This is a genomic window from Siminovitchia acidinfaciens (assembly GCF_003605385.1).
Classification (GTDB): Bacteria; Bacillota; Bacilli; order Bacillales; family Bacillaceae_C; genus Siminovitchia; species Siminovitchia acidinfaciens.
Genome location: NZ_QYTV02000014.1, coordinates 1 through 16,044, shown reverse-complemented (window position 1 = coordinate 16,044; position 16,044 = coordinate 1). Strand labels below are relative to the sequence as shown.

At 43.1% G+C, this 16,044-nt stretch carries 14 protein-coding genes, 1 other RNA gene and 1 other annotated feature; of the genes, 3 read left to right on the top strand and 12 right to left on the bottom strand.

Annotation, left to right across the window (positions count from 1 at the left end):
• Positions 1–27 precede the first annotated feature (27 nt).
• From tmk to dnaX, 7 genes are all read right to left on the bottom strand, one after another.
• Positions 28–672, bottom strand: a complete 645-nt coding sequence (tmk, locus tag D4T97_RS19275) for a dTMP kinase (RefSeq protein WP_126052401.1) — start codon at positions 670–672, stop codon at positions 28–30.
• Between the two features lie 142 nt (positions 673–814).
• Positions 815–988 carry a sigma factor G inhibitor Gin gene (locus D4T97_RS19270; RefSeq protein WP_126052400.1) on the bottom strand — a complete coding sequence of 58 codons (174 nt, stop codon included), beginning with the start codon at positions 986–988 and terminating at the stop codon, positions 815–817.
• 598 nt (positions 989–1,586) lie between these two features.
• Positions 1,587–1,853 (bottom strand): pro-sigmaK processing inhibitor BofA family protein, encoded by a 267-nt coding sequence (locus D4T97_RS19265; RefSeq protein WP_126052399.1) that lies wholly within the window; start codon positions 1,851–1,853, stop codon positions 1,587–1,589.
• A gap of 385 nt (positions 1,854–2,238) precedes the next feature.
• Positions 2,239–2,454, bottom strand: coding sequence for a YaaL family protein (locus tag D4T97_RS19260; RefSeq protein ID WP_126052398.1), 216 nt, complete (start codon positions 2,452–2,454; stop codon positions 2,239–2,241).
• Positions 2,455–2,469: 15 nt separating this feature from the next.
• Positions 2,470–3,069 (bottom strand): recombination mediator RecR, encoded by a 600-nt coding sequence (gene recR, locus D4T97_RS19255; RefSeq protein WP_126052397.1) that lies wholly within the window; start codon positions 3,067–3,069, stop codon positions 2,470–2,472.
• Positions 3,070–3,081: 12 nt separating this feature from the next.
• Positions 3,082–3,399 (bottom strand): YbaB/EbfC family nucleoid-associated protein, encoded by a 318-nt coding sequence (locus D4T97_RS19250; RefSeq protein ID WP_126052461.1) that lies wholly within the window; start codon positions 3,397–3,399, stop codon positions 3,082–3,084.
• 24 nt (positions 3,400–3,423) lie between these two features.
• Positions 3,424–5,121 (bottom strand): DNA polymerase III subunit gamma/tau, encoded by a 1,698-nt coding sequence (gene dnaX, locus D4T97_RS19245; RefSeq protein WP_126052396.1) that lies wholly within the window; start codon positions 5,119–5,121, stop codon positions 3,424–3,426.
• A gap of 445 nt (positions 5,122–5,566) precedes the next feature.
• Here dnaX and D4T97_RS19240 point away from each other — a divergent pair, with 445 nt between their 5' ends.
• Positions 5,567–6,571 (top strand): DUF3231 family protein, encoded by a 1,005-nt coding sequence (locus D4T97_RS19240; RefSeq protein WP_126052395.1) that lies wholly within the window; start codon positions 5,567–5,569, stop codon positions 6,569–6,571.
• A gap of 324 nt (positions 6,572–6,895) precedes the next feature.
• On the opposite strand, the gene ffs is transcribed toward D4T97_RS19240, so the two are convergent.
• An RNA gene (gene ffs, locus D4T97_RS19235) (signal recognition particle sRNA large type) lies at positions 6,896–7,160 on the bottom strand.
• Between the two features lie 71 nt (positions 7,161–7,231).
• A complete protein-coding gene (tadA, locus tag D4T97_RS19230) occupies positions 7,232–7,699 on the bottom strand; it encodes a tRNA adenosine(34) deaminase TadA (protein ID WP_408021630.1) in 468 nt (155 codons plus the stop codon).
• 113 nt (positions 7,700–7,812) lie between these two features.
• On the opposite strand from tadA, the gene D4T97_RS19225 reads away from it, so the two are divergent.
• Positions 7,813–9,099 carry a LysM peptidoglycan-binding domain-containing protein gene (locus D4T97_RS19225; protein WP_126052393.1) on the top strand — a complete coding sequence of 429 codons (1,287 nt, stop codon included), beginning with the start codon at positions 7,813–7,815 and terminating at the stop codon, positions 9,097–9,099.
• 188 nt (positions 9,100–9,287) lie between these two features.
• Here D4T97_RS19225 and serS read toward each other — a convergent pair whose 3' ends face one another.
• The 3 genes from serS to guaB form a co-directional block, all read right to left on the bottom strand.
• Positions 9,288–10,562 (bottom strand): serine--tRNA ligase, encoded by a 1,275-nt coding sequence (gene serS / locus D4T97_RS19220; protein WP_126052392.1) that lies wholly within the window; start codon positions 10,560–10,562, stop codon positions 9,288–9,290.
• 422 nt (positions 10,563–10,984) lie between these two features.
• Positions 10,985–11,202: a binding site (T-box leader), on the bottom strand.
• Between the two features lie 248 nt (positions 11,203–11,450).
• Positions 11,451–12,746 (bottom strand): serine hydrolase, encoded by a 1,296-nt coding sequence (locus tag D4T97_RS19215; protein WP_206435593.1) that lies wholly within the window; start codon positions 12,744–12,746, stop codon positions 11,451–11,453.
• 269 nt (positions 12,747–13,015) lie between these two features.
• Entirely contained in the window at positions 13,016–14,482 is a 1,467-nt protein-coding gene (gene guaB, locus D4T97_RS19210) for an IMP dehydrogenase (protein WP_126052390.1), read from the bottom strand.
• 113 nt (positions 14,483–14,595) lie between these two features.
• On the opposite strand from guaB, the gene D4T97_RS19205 reads away from it, so the two are divergent.
• Positions 14,596–15,549: a YaaC family protein gene (locus D4T97_RS19205; protein WP_164525651.1), complete on the top strand. Its 954-nt coding sequence runs from the start codon at positions 14,596–14,598 to the stop codon at positions 15,547–15,549.
• The last annotated feature ends 495 nt before the right edge of the window (positions 15,550–16,044 follow it).

Genomic DNA, 16,044 nt, shown 5'->3' with positions numbered 1-16,044 from the left:
TCAGTGGCTTTTGAAAATTTCAATTCTTTATTTTAGCATCCCTGCCTGTGCCAGCCGCTTTTTGACTGTTTCCTTCGCCTGCTCATAAACTGATTCAATCGGCTGAGCAGCATTGATTGAAGTGATTCTTTCAGGAAACTTCTTAAGTAAAAGGTGATATCCTTCCCTGACCTTGTGGTGAAAATCAACTTTTTCCAAATCAAGCCTGTTTACTTCACGGCCTGCATGCTGAGCTATGCGTTTCAATCCTGTTTCAGGTTCAATATCGAAGTACAAAGTGACATCCGGCATGGCGCCTTGGATTGCAAATTCATTGATGGCAAACACTTCCTCCATACCGAGGCCCCTTGCATATCCCTGATAGGCGAGGGAGCTGTCGATAAAGCGGTCGCACAAGACGACTTTTCCCTTTTGGAGTGCCGGCAGGATTTTTTCTGTCAAATGCTGACGTCGTGCTGCCGCATACAGCAGTGCTTCCGTCCTAGGATCCATCATCGTATGCTGCTTATCAAGAATGATTGTCCTAATTTTCTCTGCAATTTCAATTCCGCCCGGTTCCCTAGTTGCCAGCACCTCGACTCCGTCCGAAGCGAGATCTTCTGTTAATTTTTCAATGATTGTTGTCTTGCCCGCTCCTTCAGGCCCTTCCAATGTGATAAATAAACCGCCCATCCAACTTCCCCCGATCACTAATGGTTACAGCGTCTAGTATAACATCGTGATACTAATAAAAGTAGTGACCATCACCTGTCAGGATTGACTGTTTTTTATCCAAAAACACAAAAAACCAGGCCACTTAAGCGGTAGCCCAGTTTCACGTGACAATCTTTGTTTCTTTAATGACCCTCATCTGTTCCACATAATATTTATATTTGGGGTCATCTGTATCTGTTTGGACGATCTCCTGCTCACAGTCGGTACAAATAAAAGATGTATAAAGATGAATCCCAGCATCCTGTGCCTTTTTGCAAATTATGCACCTTTCCATTTCTCCACCTCCACACATTTTTATTATGTCCACTGCGAGATAATTGCATACACAATTAACAACATTTCACCAGTTAAAAAACCTTTCTGTTCATTCTATGCCCATAGGACACCCGCCGTGTTTGTCTAGGGATATTTTTATCAACAAAAGCGCAAGCGCCTGTTCATCGCGTACAGACTGAGCCGATATGCGGAAACGCCTTGATCAGCGCGGGCCATATCGTGTGCGTCGCAGCCGGACAACACGGACATAGGCCGCCTCAGACCGCCACATCCTCGAATAAGCTGACGCTTTTTCTTCGTGCAATGTAACGCTGCCGAAGCTTTCTTTGTCCTGTCGCTTCGCTTGCACTAGTACTTCCTGTACGTCGGTGGTACTAGGACGTCCTGTCCGTCGGAGCCGATGTTGACTGAAGCTTCGCGACGAGGTAAAAAAACCTCCTCGAATAAGCTATGCCTTGGAGAACCAAAGGTGCGAAGTCTGCTAGTCGATAGGCGCTGAACTGGACGCAACATAATGTGATAACATGCTTATTCACTTAATACTGATTCTATGGGTTCAATAAAAAAGAAAAAACACCCGCTATTGAACGGATGTTTTATGCGATAATCCATAACTGGATGACTGACAGTGCTGCCACCCCTGGCAGTCCTAGCAAACCAGAAATGGCCGCTGTCACGAAGTTGATCGGAATATATAAGCCGAATTGATTTCCGATGGCATTTAAGAAAAATAAAAACAGAGCACCGATCATCAATTTTATGAAGGATTGTCCGACCACTTTAAAGACACTGCCGGGTTTAACGGCCATCAGTAAAAAAATGATCAGGCCGATCAGCGAAGCAATAATAAAAATTGAATCCAAACGTTTCCCCTCCTGCCTTCTCGTCCTTTTTACATTGTATGAAAGGTTTGTCCGAAAAGAACATAAGAAAAGCGCAAGGCGCCCGTATATCGGCGACAAGCAAAAGGCGAATTGCGAGGAGGCAGTTTTCCAGCCGCCACAGCAAAGCTGCTGATTTCAGTTACTCCGTGAGAGACATCACCGAATTTGCTTCTTGTAGCTTTGCGACGAGCTGAACAAGGCTTCCTCGAATAAGCTATGGCGCAGGAGCACATTCATCCTGAGTATGCTTCCTTGCAACTTGTGACCTCGAGCCGATGGCGCCTGGAGGTAGACATAAAACATATTTTTTCTAAAGATAACACTTAGTCAATTTAATATTTTCTTTCCATTTAACAGGGCGAGTTCATTGATCTTTTATCGAGAGTTTTCGTTTCTTCGCTTCTTTGAATAGAAAAACATATTTAGCTTTGGACAATTGCATCCGGTACTTCAATTCATCATCGGGCTCATAGCTCATTCGTAGCATTTCGCTTTTTTGATCCCAATCCTTTTTAATATTTCCCATAAGGTCTATTAACCTGTGGTCGAATTCTTTACGCAATTTTTGTTTACGGAACATGTTCAGGACCTCTCCTTACAGAACTTCTCTTCGGCCTTCCAACGCTTTCGAGAGAGTCACTTCATCCGCGTATTCAAGATCTCCTCCAACAGGCAGTCCATGGGCAATCCTCGTTACCGTGATGCCTGACGGCTTGAGAAGGCGGGAAATATACATGGCCGTTGCTTCCCCTTCGATATTCGGATTTGTCGCCAAAATCACTTCCTGAACAGTTTCGTCCTGCAGTCTTTTCAACAGATCAGGAATATTAATATCTTCCGGACCGATCCCTTCCATTGGGGAAATAGACCCATGGAGAACATGGTACAACCCGTTATATTCCTTCATTTTTTCCATGGCGATAACATCTTTTGGCTCCTGCACGACACAGATGACACTGCGGTCACGTCTTTGATCTTCGCAAACATAGCACGGGTCCCTGTCGGTGATATGGCCGCAAACCGAACAGTAGCCAAGATCCCTTTTGGCATTGACCAAGGCCTTCGCAAAATCAAGTACTGTGTCCTCTTTCATGTTAAGAACGAAAAACGCCAGGCGGGCTGCTGTTTTCGGCCCGATTCCCGGCAGTTTCATAAAGCTGTCAATCAGCTTGGATATTGGTTCTGGATAATGCATGATGGTAACCTCCTAGAAGCCAGGAAGGTTTAATCCTTTTGTAAATTGTCCCATCGTCTGGCTTGATAATTCTTCCGCTTGTTTCAAAGCTTCATTGGTTGCAGCTAGCACAAGGTCTTGCAGCATTTCAATATCATCAGGATCTACAACTTCTTCATCGATTTGAACTTCAAGCACTTCTTTATGGCCGGAAACAATCACTTTTACCATTCCGCCGCCTGCAGTGCCTTCAATTCTTTTCTCTCCAAGCTCCTCTTGCGCCTCCGCCATTTTCTTTTGCATTTTTTGCATTTGTTTCATCATGCCTTGCATGTTTCCCATTCCTCGCATCATCGTTAATTACCTCCACCAATTTTATTTTTTTATTTCTAGAAGATCTTTTCCGACAAGTTTCAAAGCTTCAGAAACGAGTGGATCCTGTTCCTCTGCAGTGCTTTCGTCGCCTTCATTCTTGCTTGTTTGTAAAAATTGCTCACGGATCTCTTTCCATTGAACTTCGGGAACACCGATAATTTTAAAATCGGTTCCTGTTTGACTTTCCAGTATTTGAGAGATTGTTTGGATAAATGTATGATTTTCCATCGCCATTTGGCAGTGGATGTCATATTTGAACTTCACGACAATGGCATCCGCAGATGCTGCAGCCGGTTCCGCATCATTAAGAAGGGCTGCCTGGGAACGCATTTGCCGCTCGTTCAATATATTCAAAAATTCACCCCAATGACTTTTTACATCATTTAGTTGCTGCCTTGTAGCTTCCTTCAACACCTGTGTAACAACGCCCGGGCTGACTCGGAATTCCTTTCCGGCATTTCTAGCCGGTCTCCTTGGAGCCTGCGCCGGCTGTTTCGGAGCGCTGTCCCCGACAGGTTGGCTATTACTTTTTAACCACTTGATTTCCTTTTCAAGGGCCTCGATTTTCTTATATAGTTCCTGGAATTGCGGCCCATCCACCTGCGTTTGGGCTCTTTCAGTCTGGCAAAGCTTTACCAGGCATACTTCCAGATAAATCCGCGCATGATTCGAAAACCGCATCTCCTGCTGGGTTTTGCTTAATATATCAATGTATTCATAGATTTGCTGAGGCAATACCTCTTCCGAAAGAGTTTTGAATTCTTCATCTTGAAGGGCTTGCTCAGCTACTTCATCCAAATTCGGGGCTGTTTTATAAAGAAGAAGGTCGCGGAAATACAAGATAAAGTCCTCTACAAACCGAGAGGGATCTTTCCCCTGCATAAGGAGCTCCTCAAGGGTGCCTAGTGCTTCGGAGATCTTCTTTTCAAAGATGGCTCGCGCAAGCTTGTTCAAACTGTTTTGCGAAATCGAGCCGGTGACAGTCAAGGCATCTTCTACAGTGACTTTCCCAGTACTGAAAGAAATGGCTTGGTCCAGCAGGCTCAGTGCATCCCTCATTCCGCCTTCTGCAGCTCTTGCAATGGTTTGCAGCGCCTTTTCATCATATTCCAATGACGTTTCATTTGCAATATGGACCATCCGCTTTGATATATCCTGTGCAGTAATTCTTTTAAAATCAAAACGCTGGCATCTGGAAATGATGGTTAAAGGAATTTTGTGTGGCTCTGTTGTTGCCAATATGAAAATAACATGTTTCGGCGGCTCTTCCAATGTTTTCAGCAAAGCATTGAATGCGCCAATCGTAAGCATATGCACTTCGTCAATGATATAGACTTTATACTTTACCGCGTTGGGTGTGTACTTGACTTTGTCACGGATATCACGGATTTCCTCCACTCCATTATTGGAGGCCGCGTCAATTTCAATGACATCTGGCACCGAACCGTCGGTGATTCCCAGGCAGGCGGGACATTCATTGCACGGCTCAGATACAGGCATTTTTTCACAGTTCACCGCTTTTGCCATTATTTTGGCTGCACTTGTTTTTCCGGTTCCGCGAGGGCCGGAAAACAAATAGGCGTGCGATATTTTTTGGTGGAGGAGAGCATTTTGCAACGTTTTCGTCACATGTTCCTGCCCGATGACATCCGCAAATGATTGCGGCCGCCACACCCTATATAGCGCTTGGTAACTCATGCTCTGCCTCCTTTTCAAGTAATTATGCTACCTAATATTATACCTTAATTGGAAGGGAAATTACAGGAAGAGTATTGCCGAAAAGTGATATTAACCAAGTTGAGGGGATAATCTATGCCCACTCCTGATCAGGTGACAGTGTTTCACCAGTTTTTTTCACTTTCGTCATAAAACTACTTATTTCCGCACATTATGTGGAATATTTCCCGGGCAATCCCATTAAATTTTCTGTTTAGAAATAATAAGTATGTCGATTATTGACATGTTGATATTGGCGCTCCATTTTTCCACATATAGTTTATATCCGAACAAAGGAATGAAAAAAGGGACCTATTCTAAGGGTCCTTTCTTCATTAGACGTAATAGATAAGTTATTCATTATAATTTCCACTATTAAGGAAATTATATTCTACGATGTATTAATTGAAAACAGGAGGTTGTTTCGTTGGAAGATAAAACTAATATTCCTTTAACTGCCGCGGAAATAGCTGGTTTGTGGACTCATTACATGGGCGATTCAATAGCTGTCTGTGTGTACAGCTATTTTTTAGAAAAAGTGGAAGATGAAGAAATACGCCCTATTATTGAATGGACACTCGATACAGCAAAAGAGAATATTTCCATTATGCAGGAACTGTTTCATAAAGAGAATTTCCCGATACCCCTTGGATTTACAGAAAAAGATGTCAATACAAAAGCTCCAAGACTTTTTACAGATACATTTTTCTTAAGGCATTTAAGTCAAATGGCTGTATTTGCAATTACAGCGAGCAGTGCAGCCCTAACGGTTGCAACACGTCCAGATGTTATTCATTTTCAAAAGCGTATCTTAAATAAAGGAGTTGAATTGCAAGACAGGACACGCGATTTAATGTTAGAACAGGGGATTTATATAAAGCCTCCTTCAATACCTATTCCTGAGAAGGTGGACTTTGTAGAAAAACAACATTATTTAGGTGGCTTTTTTTGGAAAAAGAGATCTATTAATTCACATGAGATCACTCATCTATACTTAAATACCCTAATAAATAGTATTGGTAAAGAGGTTGTAACTGGCTTTGCCCAAATTGCTCAAAATGAAGATGTTAAGCAGTACTTGTTAAGAGGGAAAGAGCTTGCCCATAAATATGTAGATTTATTTAGCAATTCTTTAACCAAGGAAGATCTGCCTGCCCCTATAAGTTCAGATTCGGCTGTTTTAGATACAACCGAGTATATTTTTTCAGATAAACTAATGATGTTTCATGTTACATCCATGGTTGCGACAGGAATTGGATATTATGGAACGGCATTAGCAGCAAGTAGCAGGAGGGATTTAGGACTTAAATATATGTCATTGATTCCAGAAGCGGCACTGTATGTAGAAGACGGAGCCAATATTATGATCAAACACGGCTGGATGGAGGAACCTCCACAAGCGATCGACCGTGATAAATTAATACAGAATTAACGTTTTGAAATTGGATGCCGAATTGAACTTGGACACCCTAAAAAATCGGGCAATCCTTTTCAATGGCTATATCCGATAGTTTGTATCCAACGAATTTTACCCCTTTTTATTTTCAAGTGAGTGGATCTTTATGGTGGAATTCATTTGCACGGTAACTCCAGTCTATAAACTGCTTCTCAACAATTCGAGTATAAGAGAATTGGATGTTTGGGTTTTTTTCTTCAATTTGTGTGGAAACACCAACAGTTAGTATAGAGCCTTTAAGATAATACAAAAAACCCATCCGCCTTATGCGAATGGGTTTATCATTATTATGAATCAAAGCCGCGCACCTTCCTTCGACAGTGCTTCATCTGCGTTACTCAAGCAGTTAGCTCGACCCAGGCTGCCCCGCGGCACATGAGAGGTTCCACTTAATGCTGCTTCCTTCCGGACCTGACATGGTTCGTGGGTTCCCATTGCGCAGGACCCGGGTGTCTACACCACTTACTTGAGGCAGACCAGACAAAACAGCAGCCTCTGGAAGGGATTCAACCCCGCTGGAGCGGATTTCGGGTACAGGGCTCCGCTACATCCCCGTCTAGCACGGCATAACCTATTTTACTACTTTTCCGTTCAAAAATCAACGCTTGTTGGTTTCGGAATAAAATTTACCAAAGCTTACTTCTTTTTCTTTCTCTCTCGTATGGAACGGAAAAAATCACTTAGCATTCCACCGCATTCTTCTCCCAACACCCCGCTTACGACTTCACTTTGATGATTGAACCGTTCATCGGTCAACAGGTTCATTAGTGTCCCTGCACACCCTGCCTTTGGATCTGTCGCACCATAAACAACCTTTTTTACCCGGGATAAGATGATTGCTCCACTGCACATCGGACAAGGCTCTAATGTAACATACAGCTCGGCATCTTCCAGTCTCCATGTACCCAGTTTTTTACAGGCCTCTTCAATAGCAATCAATTCCGCATGAGCGACTGCGTTCTGGTCCGTCTCCCGCCTGTTATGTGCGGCTGCAATCACATCATCATTTAATACAATAACAGCACCAATGGGAACTTCCTGCATTGCTTCAGCTTTCTTCGCTTCGGCAATGGCCATTTTCATGTATTTTTCTTCTCTATCCATCTGTATCTCCCTGATTTCGTGATAAAAACATTCACTGGTCTTTTATTTTTACATAATACATACAATGGGACAAGGTGAATTATATTTTTTGATCAGCCGTAAGGAGGAGAAACATGCAGATTCATGTTGTCGAGCCCAATGAGACATTGACCTCGATTGCCGCTCGTTATAATATTTCACCGGCCATTATAACAGATGCGAATCAACTCCCTAATCCAAATCAGCTTGTTGTCGGCCAGGCAATGGTCATTCCAATTTTTGGACAGTTTTACTGGGTCCAGCCTGGTGATAGCCTTTGGGCCATAGCCCAAAGATTTGGGATATCCTATCAAGAGCTTGCACGAATCAATGGTATTCAAGTCAATCAGCCTATACAAGTCGGTATGCGGCTTTATATCCCGCAAAGACCAAAAAGAGATGGGGAATTTTTGGCCTACGTGGAACCGCGGCGCGTAGGAGAGGTATCTCCGCAGCTTGAATCCAGTGCAAGGGAAGCATCCCCCTATCTGACTTATCTTGCTCCCTTCGCTTATTTCCCAAAACGGGATGGGTCATTGGATCCCCCTAATCTGAACCGCTTTCCCGAAATAGCTAAAACAAATAATACATCACTCGCTATGGTACTGGCCAATCAGGAAGAGGGACAGTTCAATACAGAATTGGTCCATATCATCCTTACAAATGAACAGATCCAAACGACTTTTCTAAATAACATCGTCACTGAGGCGAAAAGGGTCGGTTTCACAGATATACATTTTGATTTTGAAAGAATAGCAGGGGAAGACAGGGAAGCATATAATAACTTTCTTCGGAGGGCAAGGGACCTTTTTCACAAGGAAGGTTTTATCATCTCTACAGCCTTGGCTCCAAAAACAAGCGCCACACAAGTAGGAGAATGGTATGAAGGTCATGATTACAGGGCTCACGGTGAAATAGTAGATTATTCACTGATCATGACATATGAATGGGGATACAGCGGCGGACCTGCCATGGCTGTATCACCGATTGGTCCTGTCAGACAAGTGCTGGAGTACGCCATTACTGAGATCCCTTCTGAGAAGGTAATGATGGGCCAAAACCTATATGGCTACGATTGGACGCTTCCTTTCGTAAAAGGAACGACAGCAAGAGCCGTAAGTCCGCAAAGGGCCATCCAAATTGCAGCTGAGAACAACGTAGCTATTGAATACGATACACGCGCCCAGGCACCGTTTTTCCATTATACAGACCAGGCCGGAAAACAGCATGAGGTATGGTTTGAAGATGCGCGATCCATCCAAGCCAAATTTGATTTAATCAAAGAACTGAACCTACGTGGGGTCGGCTACTGGAAACTCGGACTGCCTTTTCCACAAAATTGGCTGTTGATCACGGACAACTTTAATGTGGTGAAAAAATAAACAACAAAGAAGCGGCCCCTATAGTCAGAGCCGCTTCTTTATATTACGATTTTTTTAGATAAGTGTCTTCTTGTTTAACGGTTTATTTATTAAATTTGCGATATTACCGATAGTGTTGGATACGGGCATTCATTGTGCGAATGCTTTTTTCGGTTAATTTCCCGCAATCAATTTTTCCTATAACGCCTCTATCCAATCACTTCTTTGTTTCTCATATATGGACGGAGCACTTCTGGAATTTCCACAGTGCCGTCTTCACGCTGGTAATTTTCCAAGATTGCAGCAACCGTCCTCCCAATTGCCAATCCGGAGCCATTTAAAGTGTGTACATGCTGAGGCTTGGCCTTCGGTTCTGAACGGAAGCGGATATTCGCTCTTCTTGCCTGGAACGCTTCAAAGTTAGAGCAGGAAGAAATCTCCCGGTATGTGTTATAGCTTGGGATCCATACTTCCAAGTCATATTTTTTGGCGGCTGTAAAACCAAGATCCGCGGTACACATGCTCATCACGCGGTATGGCAATTTAAGCAGCTGGAGCACTTTTTCGGCATGGCCGGTCAATTTTTCAAGCTCATCATAGGAATCTTCCGGCCTCACAAATTTGACCAATTCCACTTTGTTGAACTGGTGCTGGCGGATCAATCCCCGTGTATCACGGCCTGCTGACCCGGCTTCCGACCGGAAACACGCGCTGTAGGCAGCATAGTTCAATGGCAGGCGTGATCCATCAATAATTTCATCACGATGGTAGTTGGTCACAGGCACTTCTGCTGTCGGAATCAGGAAAAAGTCTTCGCTTTCAATATGAAATGCATCTTCTGCAAATTTCGGCAGCTGTCCGGTTCCGGTCATGCTCGCGCGGTTTACCAAATACGGTGGCAACATTTCTTCGTACCCATGTTCTTCAACGTGAAGATCCAGCATGAAGTTGATCAGCGCCCGCTCTAGCCGTGCTCCAAGCCCCTTATAAAAGACAAAGCGGCTTCCCGTCACTTTTGCTGCCCTTTCAAAGTCTAAAATTCCTAATTCCGTTGCCAAATCCCAATGCGGCTTTGGTTCGAATGAAAAGTCGCGTACTTCTCCCCATTTCCGGATTTCCACATTGTCATCTTCTGTTTCGCCGACCGGAACACTTTCATGAGGTATATTGGGAATCGACATCAGGATCCTTTCCAATTCATCTTCTGCACTACGAAGCTCCCCGTCCAACTGCTTGATTTGCTGCCCTACTTCTCTCATTTCGACAATCAGATCATCCGTATTCTGCTTATCCTTTTTCAACTGGGCAATTTTTTCGGAAACTTCATTCCTCCTGCTTTTCAATTGCTCTGCCTGGACGATTATTCCTCTGCGCTTTTGATCTAGCTCCTCAAACCTGTCTAAATCCCCCAAATCTTCACCGCGGTGTTGCAGTTTCTTTTTCACTTCCTCTAAATTTCCACGAAGTATCCTTATCTCTAACATGATAACAACCTCCTATTTTTTTAAAACGTTAAAGAAATTATAAAATTAGATGAAAACTTTTACTCGAATGACCAAGGGAAATATCTAGCTCCGTCGCCGTGTTTCCTATCCTTCGTTTGAGCCACTATTGTCTAGCTGCTATTTGCAAAGAAGACTAATCTTGGAAGTATGTGCTCCTGTGTCAAAGCTTATTCGAGAAAGTGACTGGAACATCATAGTTAAGCTGCATGAAGCATATTCAATGATGCATCACGCGATATGAGTGAAGTCAGTTGCTTCCCTATGGTGGCTGAGGTACCGCCCTCTCGGGAATCATTTTGTGCTTGTCGGGGCCGAGCTGGCGTTTCCTCATCTTGGCTCAGTCTTTACGTCGATAAGCAGGCGCTTGTGCTTTTCATAAAAAACAAAAAACTCCCGCCCCCAGAAGGGACGAGAGTTTACCCGCGTTGCCACCCAAATTGAAAGCATGTCTGCTTTCCTCTTCATTGGATAACGGGTTTGACCCGAAAATGCTTACTAGCCAGGAGCATTCGGCATTTTGCTCAAGGATGGATTCGCAGGCTGCGCCGTCGGTTCTCACCATCCACCGACTCTCTGACAGACACTTTAACCTGCTACTATTTCCTTTCAACACAATCGCTCATATCAATTTTCTGATACTATACTATATCTTTGCCATAATTGCAAATGTATAAAAGTTATAAAGTATGTGCTCTGTCTAGCTGCTGCCGCCATCGGTTCGAGGTCGCTTCGGTCCAGCCAATGAAGTCTGCAAAACGACATCACTGCCTGGACCTCCGACGGACAGGAAGTCCTAGTTCCACGATGCCACAGGATGTGGAGCATGAGGCGGCCAGCGCTTGTCAACGAGCGCTGGCGCTTTTCTTATTAGAACCAGCCTTTGACCGTCTTTGCGGCACTGTTCCAAACATCCCCAAGGAAACCGCCGATGCTGCGCATAGAAAGGACAAACCAATTAGCCTTATCTACCTTTTCCGCAGTAACAATATTGGCGGAAGCTGGTTTTCCGATATAGCCGTAATCATTTTCCCCTACATATTTCGCTTCAAGCACTCCGACTTTTTCACCTTTCTTGACAGGTGCAGTCAATTGTCCATCCTTGTTCAATAACTTCTTATTCACTTTAATTTCAGGCTTGTACGATTTCTCTTCCCCATTTTTCACAACAACCTGAATTGGTGCATCGGATTGGATGCTGACCTTTTTTTCTTTCCCGTTAATGACAGGAAGAGAATCATGGCCCTTGACTGTATAATTACCCGGATATAGCTCTTTCATTGAAAAATTGTTGTAAGCATATTCCATCATTTTTTTCGTTTCAACAAAACGGGACTCATAAGCGCCTTTACCGCTTTTATCTTTGGCGTTCATAACAACGGTAATAACCCTCATGTCATTTTTCTTTGCAGTTCCTGTAAAACAGAAACCCGCAAAATCCGTTGTACCTGTTTTCAATCCATCGACGCCTTCATACCCAAAAATAAGAGATGGCAGCATCCAGTTCCAGTTTTTCATCTTGCCAGGCATTCCCGGGAAATCCTTTTCCGGAATGCTTGTGGTTTCAAGAACTTCCGGGTAGTCATTCAGCAATCGTGAAGCCAATTTGGCCATGGACTTTGCTGACATGATGTTTTCATCTTCTGCCCCGGTTCCTTTCGGATGCTTTCCTTTTAAATCCCGGTTATTTAATCCGGTAGAATTGACGAATTTATAATTTTTCAAGCCAAGCTCTTTCGCTTTGGCGTTCATCATATCAACGAACTTTGTTTCAGACCCTGCAATCGCTTCTGCAATTGCAATGGTTGCCCCATTGGCCGAATAAATGGCCATCGCCTCATATAACTGTCTGATTGTATATTTTTTTCCGGCTTCAAGTGGAGCATTTGATAGATTTGTATCGATAGAGACTTCATGAACAAAATCGCTGATTGTCTGTTCTTGGTCCCATTTGATTTTCTTATCCTTGATTGCTTCAAACATTAAATACTCGGTCATCATTTTAGACATAGATGCAATTCCGAGTGCCGTATCTTCATTTTTTGCATATAAAACTTTACCTGTGCTTGCTTCCACAAGAATTGCCGCATCTGCATGAATATCCAATGTATCTTCCGCGGAAGCCTTTGCAGGGATGTTCAACGTGCTGACTAACATGATGGCCATGACAAAGAAAGCTATTAACCGTTTATGCGCTCGTTTTTTCAAAAGTAGACCCTCCAAATATTATGTACCCGCTTGTCATTTTAACACAGTTGGTAATGGATGAATAGCCGGGAAATATGTCATTTCCATTACGGTAAAAGTTGGAAAATAAAAATACTACAAAAAAAATGGCAGGACCTGTGAACAAACATTGTTTACAGGCCTGCCATTTTTCTTTTTTCTTAGATTCTGCATGAAACAACAATAAGTTTAACTAAGCAGAGACTTTCTTAAGATAATGAATAGTTTGGTGCTTCCTTCGTAATCTGCACCTGGTGCGGATGGCTTTCACGCAATCCGGCTCCCGTCATTTTGATGAATTGGGCATTTTCGCGGAAGTCCGCCAGATCAGTCGCTCCACAGTATCCCATACCTGCACGGAGGCCGCCGGTCAACTGGAATAATGTATCTGCAAGTGGCCCTTTGTATGGAAGGCGCCCTTCAATTCCTTCCGGAACAAATTTCTTCGCGTCTTCCTGAAAATAACGGTCTTTGGAGCCTTTTTCCATTGCCCCTTCAGATCCCATACCTCGGTATACTTTAAAACGTCTGCCTTGGAAAATTTCTGTTTCCCCTGGGCTTTCAGAAGTTCCGGCAAGCAAGCTTCCAAGCATGACGGCATGTCCACCGGCAGCAAGTGCTTTTACAATATCTCCAGAATACTTGATACCGCCATCTGCAATAATGGTTTTACCGTGTTTTCTGGCCTCTGTCGCACAATCATAAATTGCAGTGATCTGTGGAACTCCGACTCCAGCTACGACTCGGGTCGTACAAATGGAGCCAGGTCCAATACCTACTTTAACAACATCTGCGCCCGCTTCAAATAATTCGCGGGTGGCTTCAGCTGTTGCCACATTTCCTGCAATGATATTCAAATCTGGATACTGCTTACGAATTTCTCTTACAGTGCTCAATACGCCTGCTGAATGGCCGTGCGCCGTATCAACTACAATGGCATCAACTTGTGATTGGACGAGCTGTTCGATTCTCATGAACGCATCTTTTGAAACGCCGACGGCAGCGGCGACGAGAAGTCTTCCTTTCTCATCTTTTGCGGAATGCGGGAATTCAATTACTTTTTCAATATCCTTGATGGTGATCAAGCCTTTTAGGACGCCTGATTCATCAATTAAAGGCAGCTTTTCAATCCGATGTTCCTGCAGTATTTTTTCGGCTTCTTCCAAAGACGTACCGACAGATGCTGTCACAAGGTTCTCTTTTGTCATGACCTCAGTGATTGGCAAAGAATAATCCTGAATGAAACGCATATCACGGTTGGTAATGATGCCTACCAGGATTTTATCCTCTACATTATTTACGATGGGCACGCCGGAGATCCGGTACTTTGCCATGAGGTGTTCAGCATCAAACACTTGATGTTCCGGAGTAAGGAAAAATGGATCGGTAATGACTCCGCTCTCCGAGCGTTTTACCTTGTCCACTTCCTCTGCCTGCCGCTCAATGCTCATATTTTTATGAATGACGCCTATCCCGCCCTGCCTTGCCATGGAAATCGCCATAGAGGCTTCCGTAACAGTGTCCATGCCTGCACTGATAATAGGGATTTTCAAACCGAGAGTATCTGTCAACCTCACCTTGATGTCTACATCTTTTGGCAAAACTTCAGATTTTGCCGGGATTAACAGGACATCATCAAACGTTAACCCTTCTTTAGCAAATTTAGATTCCCACATTTTTTTCGTCCCCCTGCCCAAAATATTATTAGTAGGTTATCAATTGGTTAAAATACTGTCAAGGAATACTGACGATGTTCCACTTTTCAAATTATTCGGAGGTGATTTTTCTGTTGAAACATGATGAAATATGGCTTCAATTCAATTATTTTCAATCCGCCTCCACCGTGCAATTTTATTTAAAAAAGTGTTACCAAAACCTTGGTTCCGGTGAATCCGACAGAAAGAGTTATTATAATTGTTACCCTTTCATGTACTATTTAGAACAAGCTCAAGCCTACTATGCCCAAGCTTCGTGCTCGCCTTTTTCTATCAAGCCTGTTCTTCTGTTTTATGGCTTTGTCCACTTGATCAAGGCTGGCTTACTTACCGTAGACCCATATTATCCAAGCTCCACCTCTGTCTTAGCCCACGGAGTTTCCACCAGGAAAAGAAAAAAAAGGAATTATCAATTCCTTCATGATGAAGTGAAAATCCAAAAGCATGGGTTATGTACACATTTTATGGAAGAAATGTTCCAGATGGAGCATATGGAAGGGGAAAAATTTAACATGGGGCAGCTTTTGGCCCTCGTTCCCGAACTGGATGACTTATTTCAATTCATTTACCGTAAAAGAAATATAATTTTATTCAATAAAATGGATAACGATTGGGACATACCTCTCGAATTGGCTCATGCATACCATATAGGTGAAGAAAGACTGAAGCAGTTCCTGGATGACAAGCATCGTAGAGCCATTCCCTGGAAAAACTGCGGAGCGGGGAAGATAGTTATTGATGGAAGTGAATCGGATCTTAATCCACCATTCAGATATCACCAATTTAAAGGTTTGTATGGCATCAACGCATCTATTGAAGAACTCAGCAATATTCCAGACCTTCTAATACACTACTTGTTGCTCTATAACCTAAGCATGATTGCACGCTATGAAACGGAATGGTGGTTTGATCTCATCAAAACAGCCGCTGACCATACATATCCTTTTATCCATACATTTTTGGAAATAACGGAGATAAAAAGCCCAGCGATGATTCTTGAATTTTTGTTGAAAAAATGTACGGGTTAAGTATTATGGGGAGAGAAAGAGCTCGGATAGAAGATTTGGATAGATACGTAAACCGATGATTGCATGAGTCAACGGAGGAATTGCACGAACCTGGCTGGGAATTGCACGATATTCTCATTAATTGCACGAAACTCCCCATGAATTGCACGAATGCCTTTTAAGTGACTGTAAAAGCAGACCAACTATCTAAGAGTGATTCTAAGTGACCGTAAACGTAAAAAAATTGATCTCTTGTTCACTTAAAAATATTAATTAAATTCTCTTTGTTTTTTTAAAAAAATGCTCTATTTCGAAACGTCGGTGCCTTCACACCTACTATTCCTCTGTTAGCTTTGTTGTATTGAAAATTGGTGGATAAAATAAGAAATGAAAGACTGTTTTGCATGCACAAAGGAGATCCAGCTCATTAAATGAAGAGCTTTGAAAAGCACAAAAAAACATGAAGCCAATTGACTCCATGTTTTTCATTTGCCCGGCGACGTCCTGCTCTCACAA